General features: G+C 54.2%; 20 protein-coding genes, 2 tRNA genes and 1 rRNA gene. 10 read left to right on the forward strand and 13 right to left on the reverse strand.

Features of this window, described 5'->3' with window-relative positions:
• The first annotated feature begins 15 nt into the window (after positions 1-15).
• Positions 16-186 carry a preprotein translocase subunit Sec61beta gene (locus tag E3E36_RS06685; RefSeq protein ID WP_167894472.1) on the forward strand — a complete coding sequence of 57 codons (171 nt, stop codon included), beginning with the start codon at positions 16-18 and terminating at the stop codon, positions 184-186.
• On the opposite strand, the gene E3E36_RS06690 is transcribed toward E3E36_RS06685, so the two are convergent.
• A complete protein-coding gene (locus E3E36_RS06690; RefSeq protein ID WP_167894855.1) occupies positions 183-839 on the reverse strand; it encodes a hypothetical protein in 657 nt (218 codons plus the stop codon). The two genes, E3E36_RS06685 and E3E36_RS06690, sit on opposite strands and share 4 nt — an antisense overlap.
• 92 nt (positions 840-931) lie before the next feature.
• Between E3E36_RS06690 and engB the strand changes: the two genes are divergently transcribed.
• Positions 932-1,504, forward strand: coding sequence for a GTP-binding protein EngB (gene engB, locus E3E36_RS06695; RefSeq protein WP_167894856.1), 573 nt, complete (start codon positions 932-934; stop codon positions 1,502-1,504).
• On the opposite strand, the gene E3E36_RS06700 is transcribed toward engB, so the two are convergent.
• Complete coding sequence (locus E3E36_RS06700) at positions 1,499-1,963, reverse strand: Lrp/AsnC family transcriptional regulator (RefSeq protein ID WP_167894473.1); 465 nt, start codon at positions 1,961-1,963, stop codon at positions 1,499-1,501. The genes engB and E3E36_RS06700 overlap by 6 nt on opposite strands.
• A 192-nt stretch (positions 1,964-2,155) precedes the next feature.
• Between E3E36_RS06700 and E3E36_RS06705 the strand changes: the two genes are divergently transcribed.
• Genes E3E36_RS06705 through E3E36_RS06715 form a run of 3 tightly spaced genes read left to right on the forward strand, consistent with a single transcriptional unit; the run spans position 2,156 to position 4,497 of the window.
• Positions 2,156-3,223: a Clp1/GlmU family protein gene (locus tag E3E36_RS06705; RefSeq protein WP_167894474.1), complete on the forward strand. Its 1,068-nt coding sequence runs from the start codon at positions 2,156-2,158 to the stop codon at positions 3,221-3,223.
• Positions 3,224-3,269: 46 nt separating this feature from the next.
• Positions 3,270-4,100 carry a geranylgeranylglycerol-phosphate geranylgeranyltransferase gene (locus E3E36_RS06710; protein WP_167894857.1) on the forward strand — a complete coding sequence of 277 codons (831 nt, stop codon included), beginning with the start codon at positions 3,270-3,272 and terminating at the stop codon, positions 4,098-4,100.
• A 16-nt stretch (positions 4,101-4,116) separates the two neighbouring features.
• Positions 4,117-4,497 carry a ribonucleoside-triphosphate reductase gene (locus E3E36_RS06715; protein ID WP_167894475.1) on the forward strand — a complete coding sequence of 127 codons (381 nt, stop codon included), beginning with the start codon at positions 4,117-4,119 and terminating at the stop codon, positions 4,495-4,497.
• Between the two features lie 65 nt (positions 4,498-4,562).
• On the opposite strand, the gene E3E36_RS06720 is transcribed toward E3E36_RS06715, so the two are convergent.
• The 4 genes from E3E36_RS06720 to scpB all read right to left on the reverse strand — a co-directional run bounded on the left by E3E36_RS06720 (position 4,563) and on the right by scpB (position 7,527).
• Positions 4,563-5,366, reverse strand: a complete 804-nt coding sequence (locus E3E36_RS06720; protein WP_167894476.1) for an OB-fold nucleic acid binding domain-containing protein — start codon at positions 5,364-5,366, stop codon at positions 4,563-4,565.
• Positions 5,363-5,740: a replication protein RepA gene (locus E3E36_RS06725; protein WP_167894858.1), complete on the reverse strand. Its 378-nt coding sequence runs from the start codon at positions 5,738-5,740 to the stop codon at positions 5,363-5,365. The genes E3E36_RS06720 and E3E36_RS06725 overlap by 4 nt, the downstream gene beginning before the upstream one ends.
• 1 nt (position 5,741) lies before the next feature.
• Entirely contained in the window at positions 5,742-6,815 is a 1,074-nt protein-coding gene (locus E3E36_RS06730; RefSeq protein WP_167894477.1) for an OB-fold nucleic acid binding domain-containing protein, read from the reverse strand.
• 124 nt (positions 6,816-6,939) lie between these two features.
• Positions 6,940-7,527 carry an SMC-Scp complex subunit ScpB gene (gene scpB, locus E3E36_RS06735; protein WP_167894478.1) on the reverse strand — a complete coding sequence of 196 codons (588 nt, stop codon included), beginning with the start codon at positions 7,525-7,527 and terminating at the stop codon, positions 6,940-6,942.
• 161 nt (positions 7,528-7,688) lie between these two features.
• Between scpB and E3E36_RS06740 the strand changes: the two genes are divergently transcribed.
• A complete protein-coding gene (locus E3E36_RS06740; RefSeq protein ID WP_167894479.1) occupies positions 7,689-9,002 on the forward strand; it encodes an RNA-guided endonuclease TnpB family protein in 1,314 nt (437 codons plus the stop codon).
• A gap of 34 nt (positions 9,003-9,036) precedes the next feature.
• On the opposite strand, the gene E3E36_RS06745 is transcribed toward E3E36_RS06740, so the two are convergent.
• The gene (locus E3E36_RS06745) at positions 9,037-10,089 is read right to left on the reverse strand and encodes a DUF835 domain-containing protein (protein ID WP_167894480.1); all 1,053 of its coding nucleotides are present in this window, start codon (positions 10,087-10,089) and stop codon (positions 9,037-9,039) included.
• Positions 10,090-10,214: 125 nt separating this feature from the next.
• On the opposite strand from E3E36_RS06745, the gene rrf reads away from it, so the two are divergent.
• Together rrf and E3E36_RS06755 are read left to right on the forward strand one after the other, a co-directional pair.
• A 5S ribosomal RNA gene (rrf, locus tag E3E36_RS06750) occupies positions 10,215-10,336 on the forward strand.
• A gap of 8 nt (positions 10,337-10,344) precedes the next feature.
• A tRNA-Asp gene (locus tag E3E36_RS06755) sits at positions 10,345-10,422 on the forward strand.
• A gap of 358 nt (positions 10,423-10,780) precedes the next feature.
• Here E3E36_RS06755 and E3E36_RS06760 read toward each other — a convergent pair.
• Positions 10,781-10,858 (reverse strand) — tRNA-Lys (locus tag E3E36_RS06760).
• Between the two features lie 426 nt (positions 10,859-11,284).
• Between E3E36_RS06760 and E3E36_RS06765 the strand changes: the two genes are divergently transcribed.
• Positions 11,285-11,725, forward strand: a complete 441-nt coding sequence (locus tag E3E36_RS06765) for a metal-dependent transcriptional regulator (protein WP_167894859.1) — start codon at positions 11,285-11,287, stop codon at positions 11,723-11,725.
• Positions 11,726-11,777: 52 nt separating this feature from the next.
• Here the strand turns inward: E3E36_RS06765 and E3E36_RS06770 are convergent, their stop codons facing one another.
• The 4 genes from E3E36_RS06770 to E3E36_RS06785 all read right to left on the reverse strand — a co-directional run bounded on the left by E3E36_RS06770 (position 11,778) and on the right by E3E36_RS06785 (position 16,519).
• A complete protein-coding gene (locus E3E36_RS06770; RefSeq protein ID WP_167894481.1) occupies positions 11,778-13,115 on the reverse strand; it encodes an NCS2 family permease in 1,338 nt (445 codons plus the stop codon).
• Positions 13,116-13,584: 469 nt separating this feature from the next.
• Positions 13,585-13,899, reverse strand: coding sequence for a hypothetical protein (locus tag E3E36_RS06775; protein WP_167894482.1), 315 nt, complete (start codon positions 13,897-13,899; stop codon positions 13,585-13,587).
• Positions 13,896-14,900 (reverse strand): ABC transporter ATP-binding protein, encoded by a 1,005-nt coding sequence (locus tag E3E36_RS06780; RefSeq protein ID WP_167894483.1) that lies wholly within the window; start codon positions 14,898-14,900, stop codon positions 13,896-13,898. Before E3E36_RS06780 ends, E3E36_RS06775 begins: the two co-directional genes overlap by 4 nt.
• Positions 14,894-16,519, reverse strand: coding sequence for an iron ABC transporter permease (locus tag E3E36_RS06785; RefSeq protein WP_167894484.1), 1,626 nt, complete (start codon positions 16,517-16,519; stop codon positions 14,894-14,896). Before E3E36_RS06785 ends, E3E36_RS06780 begins: the two co-directional genes overlap by 7 nt.
• Before the next feature lie 84 nt (positions 16,520-16,603).
• Here E3E36_RS06785 and E3E36_RS06790 point away from each other — a divergent pair, with 84 nt between their 5' ends.
• On the forward strand, positions 16,604-17,650 hold the full coding sequence (locus E3E36_RS06790; protein WP_167894485.1) for a P1 family peptidase: 1,047 nt from the start codon (positions 16,604-16,606) through the stop codon (positions 17,648-17,650).
• Here the strand turns inward: E3E36_RS06790 and E3E36_RS06795 are convergent, their stop codons facing one another.
• On the reverse strand, positions 17,651-18,496 hold the full coding sequence (locus E3E36_RS06795) for a deoxyribonuclease IV (RefSeq protein WP_167894860.1): 846 nt from the start codon (positions 18,494-18,496) through the stop codon (positions 17,651-17,653). It lies immediately after the preceding gene.
• Positions 18,497-18,526 lie beyond the last annotated feature (30 nt).

The raw sequence follows: 18,526 nt of genomic DNA on the forward strand, positions 1-18,526 counted from the left end.
AAGAGGTGAGAGAATATGGCGAGGGAAAAGGCCACACTGCCCCCGACCGGTGCCGGTCTCATGAGGTTCTTCGACGAGGACACCAGGGCGATAAAGATAAGCCCCAGGGGAGTCATAGCGGTGACGCTCATACTCGTTGCCGTCGAGATACTCCTGCACGCCTTCGGTTCGCAGGTTTTCGGTTAAATGAAGCTCGTCTTTTTTAACCCCCTTGCGTTGAGCTCTTCATTGATTATCGCCCTGACGACGTCCTCAAGCTGGCTCTGTATGAGCCTGTCAACGTCGTCCTTTATCTTGTCTATATCGTGCCTCAGCCCCTCAAGCAGTCTGATGTAGTCCTTGGCCATCTCCAGCTGGCCCTCCTGCCTCACCAGCTGCTCCTTTAGGTGTTCGAAGTCCTCCTCCATCACCTGAAGCTTTCTGAGCTCACGCTGGAGCTCGTCCAGCTTTTTGGTCAGCTCGTAGTTCTCCTCCTTGAGCTTTTCGATGAGCCTCTCCTTGGCCTCAAGCTCTCTCACGATGGAGTTGTACTCCTCCGCGATCTGGTTGAGCCGCTCTATCTCCCTGAGGGGAGGAACTTTCCCGTTTCCTAGGATTATGACGTCGGGCCCGACGTTGACGATGTCGCTCGGTCTGATTTTCAGCTTCTTCTCGCTGGAGAACATGCTCTGGCCCTTGCCGAGGTTCTCTATCTCCCTCATCTTCAGGATGAAGTAGAACTGGTCCCCCTCAACCTCCACGTTGATGTCCGTGACGTAGCCCAGAATTTTGCCCTCGATGAGCGAGATCACGAACTTGTTGATGAGCTGGTTCGCCTTGGCTTCGCCACCCTCTGCCATAAACACCACCGTGACCATTTATCCCTCCGCCTACTTAACTTTTCCGCCAAGGCTTATAAGGCGAAGAATCTTCATCGCTTACGGTGAGAGAGATGATAATATTCGTGGGACGTTCGAACGTTGGCAAGAGCACGCTCATCTTCCGCCTGACCGGAAAGTGGGTCAGGAGGGGCAAGAGGCCGGGCGTGACGAGGAGGCCCGTGGAGGTGAACTGGAGGGGGAAGGTAATAGTGGACATGCCGGGCTTTGGGTTCATGAGCGGCCTCCCGAAGCACGTTCAGGAGCGCATAAAGGACGAGATAGTGCGCTTCATCGAGGACAACGCCGAGAAAATAGAGCTTGCTGTCCTCGTCGTGGACGGAAAGGCCGCCCCGGAGATAATTGAAAGGTGGGAGAAGCGTGGGGAGATACCCATAGACGTTGAGTTCTACCAGTTCCTGAGGGAGCTCAATATACCAACTATAGTGGCAGTGAACAAGTTGGACAGGATAAAAAACCTGCAGGGAACGATAAACTACCTCGCGGAGAAGTTCGGCGTTCCTCACTCAGAAATCAACGATACCTTCGTGCCGATATCGGCAAAGTTCGGGAAGAACCTGGACGGGCTTAGGATGCTGATGGAGAAGAAGTTGAAGGAGGGGAAGAGAACCCAAGATGCCTCATAGAACCTCAAGGACGATGTGGGTGATGGTCTCCTTGACGCCGTCCAGTGAGGCTATTTCCTCCAGTATCTCGTCCAGCCTGGTCTTGTCTGCTTCGACTATGAGGTCAATGTCCCCCGTTACGCGGTATATCTTCTTGATTTTCAGCCTCTTGATGGCCTCGTAGACCTGCTTCCTCTTTGTTGGTTCTATCTTGACGAAAACAAAGACGTCCCCCTTCTTTTCACCCAGAAGGTCTAGGGCCTTGTCCGTGAGGTCTATAAAGCCCCTTCCGGTTCTTATATATCCGAGCTCCTTGAGAACCTTGAGGTGGTTGCTGAGGGCCTGTCTGGTTATTCCCAGCTCCTCGGCCAGCTCGTCCTGGGTTTTTTCGACAGTGTGCACCTCTATCGTTTTGCCCTCCTCATAGAACTTCCTGAGGAGTTTGATCTGTCTCGGGGTCAGGGCTGACCTGTCCTCCATTTCCAAAACCTCCTGTAGACCTGTGTGTTTGTGCGTATGTTAACGTGAATTGTTTAATTAGACCAAATGGTCACAGGCTCAATGTCAAATCGGGCCTGTTTATATTCAATACCCCCCCGCGCCGTTTATAAGTCTTTCTCACTTCGGGTGATGCCCATTACATTTTTAATACCCTTCCCCCAACTGGCCAACATGGACAAAGCCTCCTACACCGATGAAGTGCCCCCCGACAGGTTCGAGCTCCTTGACACTGTACTTGAGCTTGAAAAGCCCGTTAAGGTCATGGTCGTGGGCCCGACGGATTCGGGGAAGACCACCCTCCTGAACTTTCTCGCCAACAGGTTGATCGAAGTAGGCCTTAGTGTCGCCGTTGTGGACTCCGACGTGGGCCAGAAGGGGATACTGCCCCCCGCCACTGTAAGCCTCTCCTTTGTCAGCGCCCCTTTCAGTTCTCTGGGCGAGCTGCGGGGGAGCGCTCACTACTTCATCGGGACGACCTCGCCGTCCCAGTACGCGGCCGAGATGGTTGCGGGGGTTAAGCTGCTGACGGACATTGCGGTTCAGGGTTCCGACGTGGTTCTAATAGACACCACAGGGTTCGTTACAGGCGTTGGGGTCGAGATGAAGCGGCTCAAGGCGGAGCTGGTTAGGCCGGATGTGGTGGTGCTCCTTGAGAGGGGCAACGAACTCGCGCACCTTGGGGCGGTGCTCTCACGGTACAGCAGGGTGGTGACATTATCCGTCAGCGACAGGGCCAGGGAGCATTCCAGGGGCGAGCGCAGGGAGATACGCAGGGAAAAGTGGAGGAGGTACTTCCTCGGTGCCGGGATCGTGGAGGTTGACCTCTCCGGAATGGCGATTGGTGGGACAGAGCTGTTCAGGGGGAGGCCCCTAACTGCGGAGGAGAAGGACGTGCTCTCCTCGGTCTTTGGGTGGCTTATCATGGCCGGCTGGAAGTCGGAGAGGTACACTGTCGTCAAGGCTGATGTTGGAGACTTCCAGAGGCAGTACCCCCGTTCCGCCATCCATGCGGTTGATTTTGAAAAGCTGAGCAACCTCCTTGTGGGCTTCATAGACGGAAACGGGCTCTGCATGGGGCTGGGGATACTTAAGTGGATAAACTTCAGTGAGATGCGGGCGCAGGTACTCACGCCACTCGATCCGGAGCTGGTTGGTCGTGCCTCTGAACTGAGGTTCGGCCGCATACGGGTTCTTGAGACAGGTGAGGAGCTGGGGTTGCTCAGGAGGGACGAGCTCTAGCAAAGATTTTTTAAGCCCCCTCCGAAAATTGAATTAGGTGTGCCTAATGGAACTGAAGGCGTTCGTGGAGATAACACGCCCACACAACTGCATCCTGGCGGGGTTAGTGGGGGTTCTCGGCTCGATTGTGGCAGTTGGGCACCTCCCGGACGTATTCACGGCCCTCCTAGTGTTCCTCGTGGTTGCACTGGGGTGTTCTGCGGGCAACACCATAAACGACTACTTTGACTATGAGATTGATAAAATTAACCGGCCGGAGCGTCCCCTTCCCAGGGGCGCCATGTCTAGGGCGACTGCCCTCAGGTACTCCATTGTTCTCTTTGCAGTGGGGCTGGTTCTTGCGTACGTGATAAACATCTACTCCTTTATACTCGCTGTCGTTGCCTACACGGCCATGTTCCTCTATGCGTGGAAGCTGAAGCCCCTCCCTCTCGTTGGGAATCTTGTTGTGGCGGGCCTCACAGGTGCGACGCCCCTCTACGGGGCCCTGGCTGTTGAGCGCGTTGGGCTGGCGGGGTACCTGGCACTCTGTGCTTTCCTCGTCAACGTCTCAAGGGAGATTATTAAGGACATCGAGGATATTGAGGGGGATCTTGCGGAAGGCGCCAGAACACTCCCGATAGTCTGGGGCAGGCGGAGGGCCGCTTACCTCGGGGCCCTGTTCGCGGTGCTCACCGTCGCCGCCTCGGTGCTCCCAGTCAGGGCAGGCGTCGGTGTGGGTTACTACGCGATGGTGCCGGTTGACGTGATCATACTGTACTCGGCCTACACGGTGCTCAGGTCGCAGGACAGGCGAGCCGCACACAGGGCCCAGAAGCTGCTCAAGATAAGCATATTCCTCGCGGTCGTGGCTTTCCTCGTGGCCGCGGTTGTATGAACCGGAGGTGATGTTTATGGAATTTGGGAATGAACTGCTCAGAAACCTTGAGGGCGATGGCCTCTGGACGGTTATCACCTTTAAGACGCCCTCCGGGCCGGGAAAAACGCTTGAAAAGCTCGTAAATGTGCTTGAGGAGGCGGGTTGGAGGGTGACCTTCAGGGCGAACTGGTGGACTGCGGACATCCCCTATGGTGTCATCAGGGTGGACGTCAGGAAGGGCGATCGGGAGAAGATCCTGCTTGGAAAGTGGATACTCGGCGAAAAATGCGAGCTCATAGGGATAGAGAACATGTCCCTTGAGCGGGGCCGCGATGAGTTCTTCAGAATGGTGGACAGCATAACCTCCACCCTGATATACGACCCGGTCATAAGAACCATGAGGGAGCAGTACTGACCGGGTTTTATTTTTTCTGTTCTCTTGGGCACTGGGTGCGCTCTGAAAGAAAAAGGGATAATGGGTCACAGCGGCTCGTAATAACCTATCTCAGGCTCGTAGATTTCCCCTTCCGCGAGCAGCTGGGTGATGGCTTCTTCGATAATGCCCTCGTCGAACTCCTTGGAGAGTTTCTTGACTATGAACTTGTGGGACAGGGCCTTTCCTTTTTCCCGCAGTATCTTCATGACGGCCTCTTTAGCCTTTTCAAGCTCAGGGTTTTCTTCTGGGGCCTCGGCTTCTTCGACCTCCTCCTCAAAGAGAACCTCTTCAGCGGTCCTCTGCTCGAGCATCATGGTGTACAGCTCGTCTATCGTGAGGAGCAGCTCCTCGCTGACCCCTTTGTTCTTGGCGATGACCTTTGCCTTTGCTGTTATTCCATACTTGTCGTATATCTCGAAGGCTATCCTTGCCTTCTTGGCGTGTTCGACCTTCTCCTTGAGCGTTTCGTACCTGTGGAGTATCCACATGTTGGGGCTTACCCTGGCTATCCCCTCAACAAGTATCTGCTTGTCGTCGCGCCACTCGGCAACTTTTCCGATTATCTGGACAAGGTCCCCCTTCTTTACCAGTCTTATGAAGCGCGTGTCATCGCGGAAGCCGAGAACCCATATAGTTCCCGTCCCGTCGTCTATCTGGAGCTTTCCGTAGGTCTCGTCGTCGCTTATCGCAGGTTCCCTTACCACGGTGGCGACAACCTTAACGCGGTAGACCCTCCTTGCGTCCTTCGTTATGAGGTAGTTGGGTTCGAAGTCTCCCTCGCTTCTGACATAGTATCCGTCTATGATATCCTTGATGTAGACCCTGCTGGCCGGAAGGCGCTTCTTCATAGCTCTTCACCTCCAAAGAACTCAATGATGCCCTCGACCTTTGGAAGAATCTTTCTCTCCAGCTCTCTGATCTCTTCAAGGGCATCCAGGTCGGCTTCACTGAAATCCTGGATCACCTCACCGTATATGTGGGTTCCCTCCTCGTTCCTGATGACCCTGCCTATGACCCTGACAGTTTGACCGTTCTCCGGTAGGATGTTCTCCTCGCTTTCGATGAGTATGACGCCCGTTCCGTCGTCGAGCCAGAAGGTGTAGTCCATCTTGTCCACCTTGAACGCCTTTCCAATGAGCGAAACCCTCGTGTCCTCTTCCCTTATCTCGCCAATATGTCTCTCAACGGCCGGCTTCCTTCTCCTAAAGCGGATCTCCTCCATTTCACTCACCACCCTCAAGCTCCGCTATAGCCTTCTTCAGCTCCGCCCTCACCCTGGCTATCTCCCTCTTTGGGTCAACTTCGTCCCAGCTGGAGGCCTTCAGGATCAGTCCGAGGAACTTGTCGTCCACCACGTTGCCCCTCACGACTATCTCCCTGCCCAGAAGGTAATAGTACTCGTCCTCTGCAAGCTTTCTGCTTGCTTCCCTGAGGGTAAGGCCGCTCTCGATCAGCTCTTTTAGCTTCTCCGCTATGTCTTCGGCATCCCTTCCAAGAAGCTCCGCCGCGTCGTCACCGAATAGGGTAGTCCTTATGTACCCGCTTGAGTCGTCCAGGCCGAAGTCTATTATGACGACCGTCTTAGCTTTGACCTCTCCGTGCTCCGGGCATATCCATGACCCCGTCGCGGGGTCGTAGTCGACCTTCCTCCTGCACTGGGGGCAGGCGTCGTAGGCTGTGACGCGGTAGAGCCTCGCTATGGTCCCCCTCACCTCAACGAACCTCTCTCCTCCCATCAGTTCGCCTATCTTCCTCCGCTGGTAGCTGTAGCTCCTGACCTCCTCGAGAGGGGGTATCTCCTCGACCCTGGGGTCTTCGGGGTTGAGGATGATCCTCGTCCTGAAGTTGGCGTGGAGCTCGATCCCGTTCCTGCCCTCCCTCACGCTTGGGTCTATGATCTTAACGACATCACCGGGCTTGAGCTCCTCGTAGTACTTGCCCACTAGGTTGTCCCAGAGGACGAGCCTTGCCCTGCCCGTGGAGTCATAGATTATGAGGTTGGCAACCCTGCCTGTGGAGCTGTCCCTCTTCTGGTACTCCCTGGGGGGGTACTTCCTGAGGATCCTTGCCACCACGTTAACGCCGCTCATGCCGGGAACAAGGTCGGCCAGGTGGAGTAGCTCGTCCTTTCCCTCAAGGTTCACGCCGAGCTCTTCGGCGAGCATCAGTGCCGCGGCGTGTTCGGATATTCCTTCCCTCTTCGATATTTCGGAGATCCTCCTCTTGATTTCATCCCTGGAAAGGCCCCGCTGTCCCTCGATCATCTCAATAATCTGCTCCTTTGTAAGCACTCCCATAACACTCACCTTAATGGTAATTGACCGTTCGGGTATTTAAACTTTTCTCCCCTGCCTGAGTTTTCGAAAAAAGTCCCTGCGTTCCTTTCAAGCCAAGAAATAAGGTTGCTGGGGCCTTAAGAAATCATCCCCCACCTTCTTCTACCGTTTCCTCTTGGGCATCTCTGCCCTCAAGCTTGGCTATCAGGTCAGTGTACTCTGCGTGGACAACCTTCTTGAAGGCCTCTTTTATTATCATCGGGTCGTTCTCGGGGAATCCGTAGAGCTCGGCGAACTTTGGCGTCGTCCCGAGGAGCTTTGTCCTTTCATACGGCTCAGCATAAATGAGGCCCATTTCAAGGAGCTTCCTTATGTGCTCGTACGCCTGGCTGCCGCGGAGCTTAACTAACTTGCTCTGCTCTATCGGCTGGAGGTATGCTATGAGGGCCAGAGTCTTCAGCTCGCCCGTTCTCAGGTCTGGCCTCGGCATAAGGTGGACGACCCTCTGGCTGTACTCCTGCTTCACCTGCATGACGTACTTGTCTCCGAGAACCCTCACAACTTCTATGGCGCTCTTCCTCTCGGCGTATTCTGCTGCTATGAGCTCAATAAGCTTCTCAAGGTAGTCAAGGGACTTTATCCCCAGCGCCCTTGACAGCTCTTTGACGGTGAGGGGCCTCCCGGAAACGAAAAGGGCGGCCTCAACAAGGGCTTTGTCTTCTATTAGTCCCATTACTATCCCCCTCTTAGGTGTGGGGGGATTCCTTTTATAGGGTTTACCTTTTTCTTTTGAAAGCCTCGCCCTTTAGGGCGGGGATACGCTAAACACCAAACCAACCTTTGAGCAGGAAAGCGACACTCTTTTAAAGCCTAAAATTCATACCATACTTTAAAATGAAGCGAAAGGTGACCCTAAAACTCCAACCCTCAAAGGAGCAGGAGAAAACCCTCTTCCAGTTAGCTGACCTTGGAGCAAAAGTTTGGAACAGAGTAAACTACCTCCGCAGGAACCAATACTTCCAAGAGCAAATCGTGGACTTCAACACGACGGAAAAAACCGTTTATGAGGAATTCAAACGGAAAATCGATTCAGCCACAGTCCAACAAATAGCGAGGAAGAATGCAGAAGCTTGGCGGAGTTTCTTCTCCCTCCTTAGGAAGAAGCGAAACGGTGAACTCCCCGACTGGCTCAAACCAAAACCACCAAACTATCTCAAAGAAGACGGGAGGAGAAAACCATTAATCGTCCTCAGAAATGACCAGTACAGGATTGAGGGCAACAAACTAATTCTAAAAGGCCTCGGAAAGTTCAAACGCTTGGAAATTCAATTCAAGGGTAGAATACACTTGAAGGGAAGACAAGGAAGGTTAGAAATAACTTTCGACCCCGTTAAGAGGAAATGGTACGCTCACATCAGCTTTACTGTCGAGGAGAAGCTTGAAGGTGGGGAATGGGTTGTACTCCCAAGAACTCCAAAAGGAAGCCTTTCAGCGGGCATTGACCTGGGGATTAACAATTTAATGGCCGTTTATGTAGAAAATGGAGAAAGCTTCCTTGTGAATGGGAGGCCGTTAAAGAGCATTGACTTCTACTGGAGAAGAAAAATCGCCGAGTATCAGTCCAAACTCAATAAGAGTGGAACTAAAACGAGCAGGAAACTTAAAGGAATGCATGAGAAGGCCAAACTTCAGGCAAGACACTACATTAACACTGTGGTAAGGCAGACGGTTAGAAGGCTTTACGAATTGGGAGTTTCTAAAATCGTCGTTGGCTACCCTAAGGGAATAGCTCGGAATTCTGACAGGGGCAAAAAGCAAAACTTCATTCTCTCTCATGTCTGGCGGTTCAATTATGTGATTAAACGCCTCACTGAAGTTGCGGAAGAGTATGGTATTCAGGTTTTGGTTGTTAATGAGGCTTTCACGTCTCAAACTTGCCCTGTCTGCGGGAAGCCTCACGAAGGGGCTCGTTTTGTTCGTGGTCTTTATTCGTGTCCCGCAACGGGGCTTGTTTTCAACGCTGATTTGGTTGGAGCCTTCAACATTTTGAAGAAGATTGCGAAAACCATAACCCCGAACTTGGGTGGTCTTTACGCCCAAGGGAGGGGTAACGGGGGGAAGACCCTCCCCGAGGGGTTTGAGGAACCCGTTTTAACGGGTTCCCTGATGAGAACCCCTCAAACCTCCCCGTCAATGGCGAGGGGTTAAATCGTTGGAACCCCGCCCTTAGCAGGGGAGGAGGTCAGTCCCCCGTGAGGACGCGTCTTATGGTAATATACTCCCTGCGGTTCAGGGTGCCCTCGTCGAGGACGACGATAAAGGTACCACCCTTCAGCACGACCAGATCGCGGAGGGTCGCCATGAACTTCAGAACAGAGGTCATGCCGTTATGTACTATCAGGTACTCCACGCAGTCCAAAACCACCACGCCGGTTATCCCCAGCGTCTCGGACTCCAGGAGGTATCTCTGGGAGAGGGAGAGGATTTTTGGAAGGTTGGTGGGGGATATGGTGTTTTCACCCTCAATGTTCGTCAGGAGGTACCACTTCCACCCCGGAGGGAGTCCGTGCTCCCTGGTAAATGCCAAGACGGGATAGCCCCGAAGGTCTCTCTTTACCTTCTGGTACTCTTCCAAGCCTATCAGTTTAACGCCGGGGAGCACCTCCTTCTTTGGGAGGGTTATGTGCCCAATGAATTCCTCCGACAGCACCATTCTGACCATGAAGTACGCTGAAAGCACCGTGAGAACGGCCCCCACTGTAAAGCCCACCGGTGCAAACCAGGGGACGTCCCTCAAAAATGGGTAGTCCATCTTGTGGAGGCCATACACCAAGAGTGTGATTGCGGTGTTTCTGGCGTCCCTGAAGCCCCTTCCCACCGACATAAGGATCATTGTTCCAGAAAGCACGACAAAGAACGCAGAAACGCCATAGGGTATTCCCACGATGGACTCCCAGTCCCTCCCCAGCACCGCACCGTACAATGCCGTCACAAGGGGAGGACTGGCCCAGATTGCCTGATATTTGACGTCCTTTCCAAGTTCCTCTGATAGGAACTGGAGGGCCCCCAGAAACAGCATTGATGCAAAAACCGCTTCGGTGGCTGCTATCAGGTGTAGGTTCCCGACCGCATCCGATACAACACTAAGAAGGGCTCCAAGCCATGCCACAGCCCATGTTAGAGCGGAGCTGCGTTTTGATTTCAGATAGGCTCTGATCAGGAATACCATCACTACCAGTTTGGCCACGCTACTGAGCGCCTGACCTGCCAGCAGTAGGGAGTGATTCATGGCCATCCCCCGCACTAAACTTAAACTATGGTGTGGTTCCTAAAAAGCTTATCTCCGCTCCGGATTGCCGGACGGAGGTGCACGGGAATAACCGCAAACTTTATAAACTCATCTCGAAAGGTTGGTACCGGTACGGCGGTCATAGCGGCGGGGTCACACCCGGTCTCGTTTCGACCCCGGAAGTTAAGCCCGCCAGCGATCCCGGGTGTACTGTCCTCCGAGAGGGGACGGGAAACCGGGGACGCCGCCGGCCACTCAAACGCCCGGGTGGTGTAGCCAGGCCCATCATACGGGACTGTCACTCCCGTGACTCGGGTTCAAATCCCGACCCGGGCGCCATTCTAACAAACTTTTGCAGAGCAAAGTTTGATCAAAGCTTGTGGCTCTTGTGTGAATTCCAATTGTCAGGTTTTCCAAGCATGATTTACATTTGGTTTTGATAGGGAGAACCTGTCTAAGTGACTATTCTCTGGTGGGGTTACTCTTTCTTGACGCCCTTCGGGCGTCGATTTGACAGCAAACTCCCTACAAGAGAGGGTGTCCTAACGGATTCCAACACTCTGGAGGTTAAATTTCACAGCAATCCCACTTTAGAAGCGAGCTTTAAGTAAGGAGCTACCAACCTTGATCAAACTCAACGGGACTATCGTCCCGTGCGTTGAAGTGAAGCTTCAACGTCGCGCAGGCGAAGTTTGTGTGGCGGGCCGGACGGGATTCGAACCCGCGGCCACGGGGTTAAAAGCCCCGCGCTCTAACCAGGCTGAGCTACCGGCCCACACCCGATGGAGAATTCCGGAGTGATTTTATAAGCTTTGCCCCGGAAACTTTGCGGCTCAAAGTTTCATCAAGGGAAGCTTTTAGAAAAGTCTTACCAAAAGTTGTAGCTCGGGATTAACGGACGATTGAATGCGTGATTCGTTCAGGGTTTGTCAGTCTTAAGTGGACTCTCCTTGTGAATTACCTTCGTGTGGTGAGTTTGCTTTTAAATCGACGCCTGCAGGGCCTCATTGGGAAGTGACTCCTTGGAAGGTTGGTGTTTGAAGTGGATTTCTTTTCTGGAGTTTGGGTTGAGGGAATCACGTTGCTAAAGAACACCCTTTGAAAAAGAGCTACTAACTTTGATGAAACTTTGCGCAGGCAAAGTTCCCTGTGGTGCGAAAACTACTTAAACATTTTTGGGTAGCCTAATCAGGTGAGGCCGTTGGAGATAAGCAAGAGGGAAGAGGAATACCTTGAGACGATGTACATCCTCCATAAGAACAAGGGCGTTATCAGGGTCAAGGACATAGCCAAGATGATGCGTGTAAAGCCGCCCAGTGTCGTCGATGCGCTCAAAAAGCTCGCCGACAAGGGGCTTGTGGAGTACGAGAAATACGACAGAATTCTTCTGACTGGGACCGGCAGGGAGGTTGCCGAGGCTACGTATTCAAAGCACCAGCTTCTCACACAGTTCTTCATAGACATCCTTGGCATTCCGCCGGAGATAGCGGAGCGCGATGCCTGTCAGTTCGAGCACTACGTCAGCGAGATAACTGTACAGCGCATAAGGGAGTTTGCGCAGTTTATCCAGGAGGAGTGCCCCTACGTCCTTAAGCAGTTCATTAAGGAGAGGCTCGCCGAGAACAAGAAGGTCTCGGAATAAGCGCCGCCCTTCCTTATCCATTCAAAAATGGAGCAGAAAATGGATGGCAGGTTCAGAAGAGCCCGCCGAGGTAAGCGAAGTAGGCTAGGAATATCACTGCCAGGGCGTACATGAGCGGGTGGAGCTCTTTTCCGCGGCCGCTGAAGAGCTTGAGCAGGGTGTAGCTTATGAAGCCCGCACCTATGCCGTCCGCTATCGAGTAGGTGTAGGGTATCGTTATGAGGACGAGAAAGGCCGGAATCGCCTCGGTGTGGTCTGTGAAGTCTATCTCCTTGACCGCGCTGAGCATGTAGTAGCCTACTATGACGAGCGCCGGGGCGGTTGCGAAGGCAGGTATCGCTTGGGCCAGCGGGGCTATGAAGAGGCCTATTCCCAGGAAGAGCAGGCCCGTAACTAGGGCGGTCATTCCAGTCCTTCCGCCCTCTTCTATACCAGCGGCGCTTTCGATGTAAGTGGTTACCGTTGACGTTCCGAGGATTGCACCAACGGTGGTTCCTATTGCGTCGGTGAGGAGAACCTTCTCGGCATCTGGAACCTTACCGTCCCTGGTAAGGAAGCCGGCCTTGGCACTTAGGCCGGTAACCGTTCCTAGGGTGTCGAAGAAGTCCACCATGAAGAAGGCGAACACGACACCGATTGCACCGACGTTGAGCAGTCCCTGGAGGTCCATCTTCATGAAGGTGTAGCTTATGTCCGGGATCGAGAACAGCTGGTCGGGCCACGGTGCGGCGCCGGTGACCCAGCCTATTATGCTGGTCGTTATGATCGAGATGAGCAGGGCGCCCTTAATGCGGAGCGATATGAGGACAGCCGCTAGGAAGAGACCGAAGAAGAACAGGGCTATCTCTTTGGTGGAGAGGGCAGCGGTATTGAGGCCTGTGAAGAGGAGAACGCCCTTGTCGCTGGTCATCGCGGTAAGCAGGCCCACATCGTTAAGGCCGATGAACGTCAGGAAGAGGCCGATTCCAGCCCCGACGGCGTACTTCTGGCTGAGCGGTATCGCGTGGATTATCGCGCTCCTGACCTTTGTGACGCTGAGCGCTATGAAGATTAGACCCTCGACGAAGACCGCCGCGAGTGCAATGCGCCAGTCGTAGCCCATTCCTAAAACCACGCTGTAGGCGAAGTAAGCGTTTAACCCCATTCCCGGTGCCAGAGCGAAGGGCTTCTTGGCGTAGAGGCCCATCAGAATCGTCGCGAAGCCGGCGGCGAGGGCGGTAACCGCAACGAGCGAGTTGAAGGCCTCCTTGCCCATAGCATCGCTGAGTATCGCTGGATTGACGAAGAGGATGTAGGCCATGGTCATGAAGGTGGTGACACCGGCCAGGATTTCAGTCTTCATGTCGGTTCTGTGTTCGTCAAACTCGAAGTAGTTCTCAAACCAGCCCATGAGATTCACCCCTTGAGTTGACTGATTTTTGATAATAAATTGGTTTTTTAAATGTTTTTTTGACAAAAAAATGTTAAAAGCTATAACCGGAGCACCCCTGCGGCAGGTACAGGAAATAGAGAAAAGAACTCTAGGAGAGGTCTTCAACCACCCTCTGCCAGTGGCCCTGCGCTGAACGCTTTGGCGTATACTTTCACGGTGTCCTCGTCTCCCATTATCATCAGAACTCTCATCAGGTTCATGCCCTTAACTTCAGCGACTTCAACGTAGAGATGGTCTTTGCCCTTCCGGTAAAACGCTCCGTAAAGTCCTCTAACGGCCTCGTTTTCAAATGGTTTTGTCGTTGAAACTATCTTAAAGCTCGCGGACTCAATGCGGTCTTTAACGGTCGTCAGTACCTCATCTTCTCCACAGGTGCACGTTCCGTTGAACCACGCGGAAACGACCGTCCTCCACCGGTGCTGTTGAATCAGTAGGGGTTTTCCAAGAGCTCGCCCGCCTCGGTTTTCCAGCTTCCGTTGGATATCGGTATCGTGTAAACCGCTATTCTTACTGAACCCGCGGGGACGGCGGTCTCTTTTCGTTTGTCCGCCCTTTTCAAATCGTTCCAGGAGTTCCCTCCGTTTCTGACTCTCCACCGAAGGACGAGACCATAGCCAGCTTCCCCTTCCGCTTCCAGCACTGCCTTTCCTGTGGCCTTGGTGATGTAGCACGGTGGACTTATCCCAAGCTCCTCGGCCCAGTCTTCGATCACGTAAAAGCCCTTGTCCCCTTTGGGCTTCACTCCAGCACCGAGAAGCTCCTCACCTCAATCCCAACCCTCTCGGGCATCTCCTCAACGCTGAAGGGTAGCTCATCTAAAAAGCGCTCGGCGATAACAGTCTTTCCTTCAATCCCAAGCCTCAGCCTTATCCTCCCGGGCAGGAGTTCATAGTCGATTACCTCTGCTGTATCACCGGACTTCACGTAAACGCTCTCCGGCCGGAAGAAGATTCTCACCATTCCCTCTCTTTCGACATCGAAGCACAGCCCTCCGAGGCAGGCCCTTCCGTCCTCCACTTTAAGCTCCAGTATGTTGCTGAGCCCGAGGAAGCGCGCCACGAACTCGGTTTTTGGCCTGTAGTAGAGCTCCAGCGGATTTCCGACCTGCTCGACGGTTCCGACGTTCATGACGGCAATCCTGTCGCTTATGGCCATGGCCTCCTCCTGGTCGTGGGTGACGTAGATGGTGGTTATGTCTAGCTCGCGCTGGATGCGCTTTATCTCACCCCTCAAACGCTCCCTTATCTTGGCGTCGAGGTTGCTGAGTGGCTCGTCGAGGAGGAGAACCTCTGGCTCCACAACGAGCGCCCTCGCCAGGGCCACGCGTTGCTGCTGTCCACCGCTGAGCTGCTCCGGATAGCGCTTTTCGAGGCCCTCTAGGCCAACCAGCTCAAGCGCCCACTTTACCTTCCTCTCTATCTCTGCCTTCGCCAGTCTTTTCATCTCCAGTCCAAAGGCCACGTTTTTGAAGACGGTCATGTGGGGGAAGAGGGCGTAATCCTGGAAGACTATGCCGATCCCGCGTTCGTAGGGGGGAAGCTCGTTTACCCTTTTGTCGTCGAAGAGGATTTCCCCCTTATCGGGCCTCTCAAAGCCTGCAATCATCCTGAGCGTGGTCGTCTTTCCACAGCCGCTCGGTCCGAGGAGGGTGAGAAACTCACCGTGTCTGACCTTGAGGTTCTCTATGCTGAGCCTGAAGTCCTCCCATTCCCTGAGTATCCCCTTCAGCTCGACCCTCACCATACCTCCTCACCGATCCTCTCTATTATCAGGAAGCTCGCCGTGGAGACCACCATCAGGAGAACCGAGAGTGCTGAAGCGCTCCCGAACTGCCTCGCCCCAAGGAACTTGTATATCGCCACGGTCATGGTGGTGTATTCGGGCTTCGCAAGCATGTATGTCGCTCCGAGCTCGGCTATGCTCATGGCAAAGGCGAATATGGCACCAACGATGACTCCCCCCAACGCCAGGGGAAGCTCCACCTTCAGGAAGGCCCTCCACTCCCTCGCGCCGAGGCTTAACGCCGCTTCAAAGAGGTTGGGCCTTATCTTTTTGAGGCTGGTCGAGACGGCGCGCAGAACGAAGGGGTACGCTATAACCGTGTGTGCCGCCACGATTATCCAGACCGTGTAGTAGAGCGGCGTCGTGTGGAAGACCCTTATGTAGCCGAGGCCGAGGGTTATCGCCGAACTGGCCAGTGGGAGCATGACAAGGACGTCGAAGAGCCTCTTTCCCCTGAAGTTCCAGCGGTGGAGGGCGTAGGCTATTGGTAGTGCGATCAGTACGGACAGGGCTATCGTGGCGAGGCCGAAGCCTAGGGAATTCTTAATGGCATCGAGCGTCGTCGTCCCGAACATGGGGTTGTACTTGGTTGAGAATATTCTTCGGTACCATTCGAGGCTCCACCGGCCGTTGAAGTGCAGGGAGTCGTAGAGGACCGCCAGGAGGGGCGAGACTATGAAGAGGAAGACGATGAGGGAATAAACCCCAACGAGCAGTCCCTTAACGCTCAGCCAGTCGCGCCTCGTGAATGGAACTGGCTTCCTGAAAACCCTCTGCTCCTCGCGCTTGGCGTAGGAATCCAGAGCCCTGAGGTAGAGGTACATGAAGGCCATGCTGAGAAGTATCTGGATTATCGCGAGGGCTGAACCCGTCTTGAAGTCCAGAAGGACCATTATCGAGGTGAAGATATCCACCTCTATGGTGGCGTACTGGTAGCCGCCGATGATGAGCGGAATCGAGAAGCTCAGGAAGCAGAACACGAAGGTGAGCATCGCGGAGGCGAATATCGCCGGGGAAATCATCGGCAGGGTAACCTTTCTGAAGAGCGTCCAGCCCCTCGCACCCAATGCCATTGCCGCCTCCTCGTAGTGCGGATTCACGCGCTGCCAGAGCGATGAGACCATGCGGATAACGATGGGGAAGTTGTAGAAGGCGTGGGCAAGGAGAATGCCCTTCCAGGAGTAGATTATGCCTAGGTCACGGCCGATGAGCCCGGTTATAAAACCGCTTTTTCCAAAGAGGAGGATGTAGCCCAGGGCCACCATCACGCTGGGCATGACGAATGGAACGGTTAAAACGGCCTTTATGGCGCTCTTTCCGGGAAAGTCGTACTTGGCGAAGATGTACGCCCCGGGGAGGCCAAGCGCCAGGGTCAGGAGAGTCGAGGCAACAGCCTGTCCTATCGTGAAGAGGATAACCCTTCTGTGGTAGTCGTTGGCTAGAACCGCTGAGATGTGTTTAAAGGTGAGGCCGTTCTCCCACAGAGCCGTCTTGAGTATGCTCACTAGGGGAATGTAGAAGAAGACCACGAGGAAAGCCAGCGGAATGAGCAGGAAAAGCTTCGAAGGCTTTACCCTCATGTTCACAACTCAGTTTTGGGGGTTTATAAGCGTTGATTGGGCAAAAGTGTTAAGTTCCCACGTCCAAATCACTGTGGTGATACCATGAAGGCCCCTGAGCTGGGAATAAAGATAGGCCGTTACGAGCATGGAAAGAGGAACTCCATTGCCGACTTGGGCGTTAAGGTCGGCCATTCGACGATAATCGAGGGAGACGATATTAGAACGGGAGTTACAATCCTCGTTCCACCTGTGGAGAACCCCTTTAGGGAAAGGCTCTTCGCCGGAGTTTACACCTTCAACGGCTTTTCCAAGCCCATAGGCTTCGTCCAGGTGGAGGAGCTTGGCTACATTGAAACGCCGATAGCCCTCACGAGCACGCTGAACGGCTACCGTGTTGCAGACGCTCTGATAAGCCTCTGGGCCGAGGAGAACCCCGATGTCATCTCAGTCAATCCAGTCGTTATGGAGTGCAATGACGGTTACCTAAACGACAACAAAAAGAGGGCCATTAGGGAGGAGCACGTCTTTGAGGCCGTGAAAAACGCTACCCTTGACTTTGAGGAGGGCTCGGTTGGGGCAGGAACAGGAATGAGTGCCTTCGAGTTCAAAGGGGGGATAGGCTCCTCTTCAAGGGTCGTCGAGATTGGCGGTGAGGAGTACACCGTTGCATCGCTCGTCCTCAGCAACTTCGGCAAGAGGGAAGACCTCCTCATAGCAGGGGTTCCCGTCGGCTGGGAGCTGAGGGACTATCCAGGCAGGGGGCTTTCCATGAGGGGCAGCATCTCGATGGTCATAGCCACCGATGCCCCACTCACATCGAGGCAGCTCACGAGGGTGGCGAGGAGGGCCATCCTCGGACTTGCGAGAACCGGCTCCTACGGCCACAACGGGAGCGGGGACATAGTTCTGGCATTCTCAACGGCTCAAACTGTCCCGAGCGGCAAGGAGGCTCATTCCATCGGGTTCCTCCCGGACGACGCGCTCAACAGGCTCTTCATAGCCGCCGCAGATTCCACTGAGGAGGCGATAATCAACTCCCTCCTGCAAGCTAGGACGATGGAGGGCAGAAACGGCAGGATCCGCTACGCCCTGCCGGTTGATAAGACCCTCGAAATTCTTGAGCGGTATGGGAGAATAGATAGGGCCTAATCAGGCCCTTATCTCCTCGTATTTCTTTTTCATTAGCAGGGCGTCGCCCTCTATGTTCGGGCTCTCGCTTATGACGACGCCCTTAACTTTGAACTCCTTGAGGACCCTTATCAGCTCCTCCCAGTTCATGTCGCTCTCCTGGAGGTTGAGGTGGTTTCTCTCGCCCTTTGAGGTGTAGTTTATGCCGCTTATGTGGATATGCATGTTGTCCAAGGCTTCCCTGCCGAGCCTGTCCTCCATAAAGCTCAGCATCTCGCGCCACTCTTCCGCGGTGTTGAACTTCCCGACGTTCCTGGCATGGCAGTGGGCGAAGTCTATCGTTGGCAGGACCATCTCCAATTCTTCACTCAGCCCCACTATCTCCTTCAAATCGCCGAACTGGGTGGGTTTGCCAGTGAGCTCGGGCCTTATCCATACCTTTACGCCCATGTCCGCCAGCTTTTTTTCGATGTCCTTCAGCTCGTTCAGTATCCTCTGGTAGACACTTTCAGGGGGTTGCTTTAGGTAGTAGCCCGCGTGGAAGACGACGCTCCAGCCCCCGGCCTCGTGTAAGCGCTCGGCGCTCTGGATTATCCTGTTTTTGCTGGCCTCGACCTTGGACTTCTCCGCCGCGTTGAGGTTGATGTAGTAGGGCGCGTGGGCCGTCAGCAGGACGTCGTGTTTTTTGGCCACGTATTTGATTTTCTTCGCGAGTTCCGGCCTGAGGTTCACACCGCGAACGAACTCTAGCTCCATCGCGTCGAGCCCAAGGTTCTTCACGTGGATTATACCGTCTATCGTTGAGCGCTTCGGTGTGGAGAGGGGGATTCCGGCGGTTCCGAAGCGTAGGCGGTCGATCCTGAACATCACTACCACCCGAAAGAATTAGGGGAACCT

The sequence above is a fragment of the Thermococcus sp. M36 genome, assembly GCF_012027355.1.
Taxonomy (GTDB): Archaea; Methanobacteriota_B; Thermococci; order Thermococcales; family Thermococcaceae; genus Thermococcus.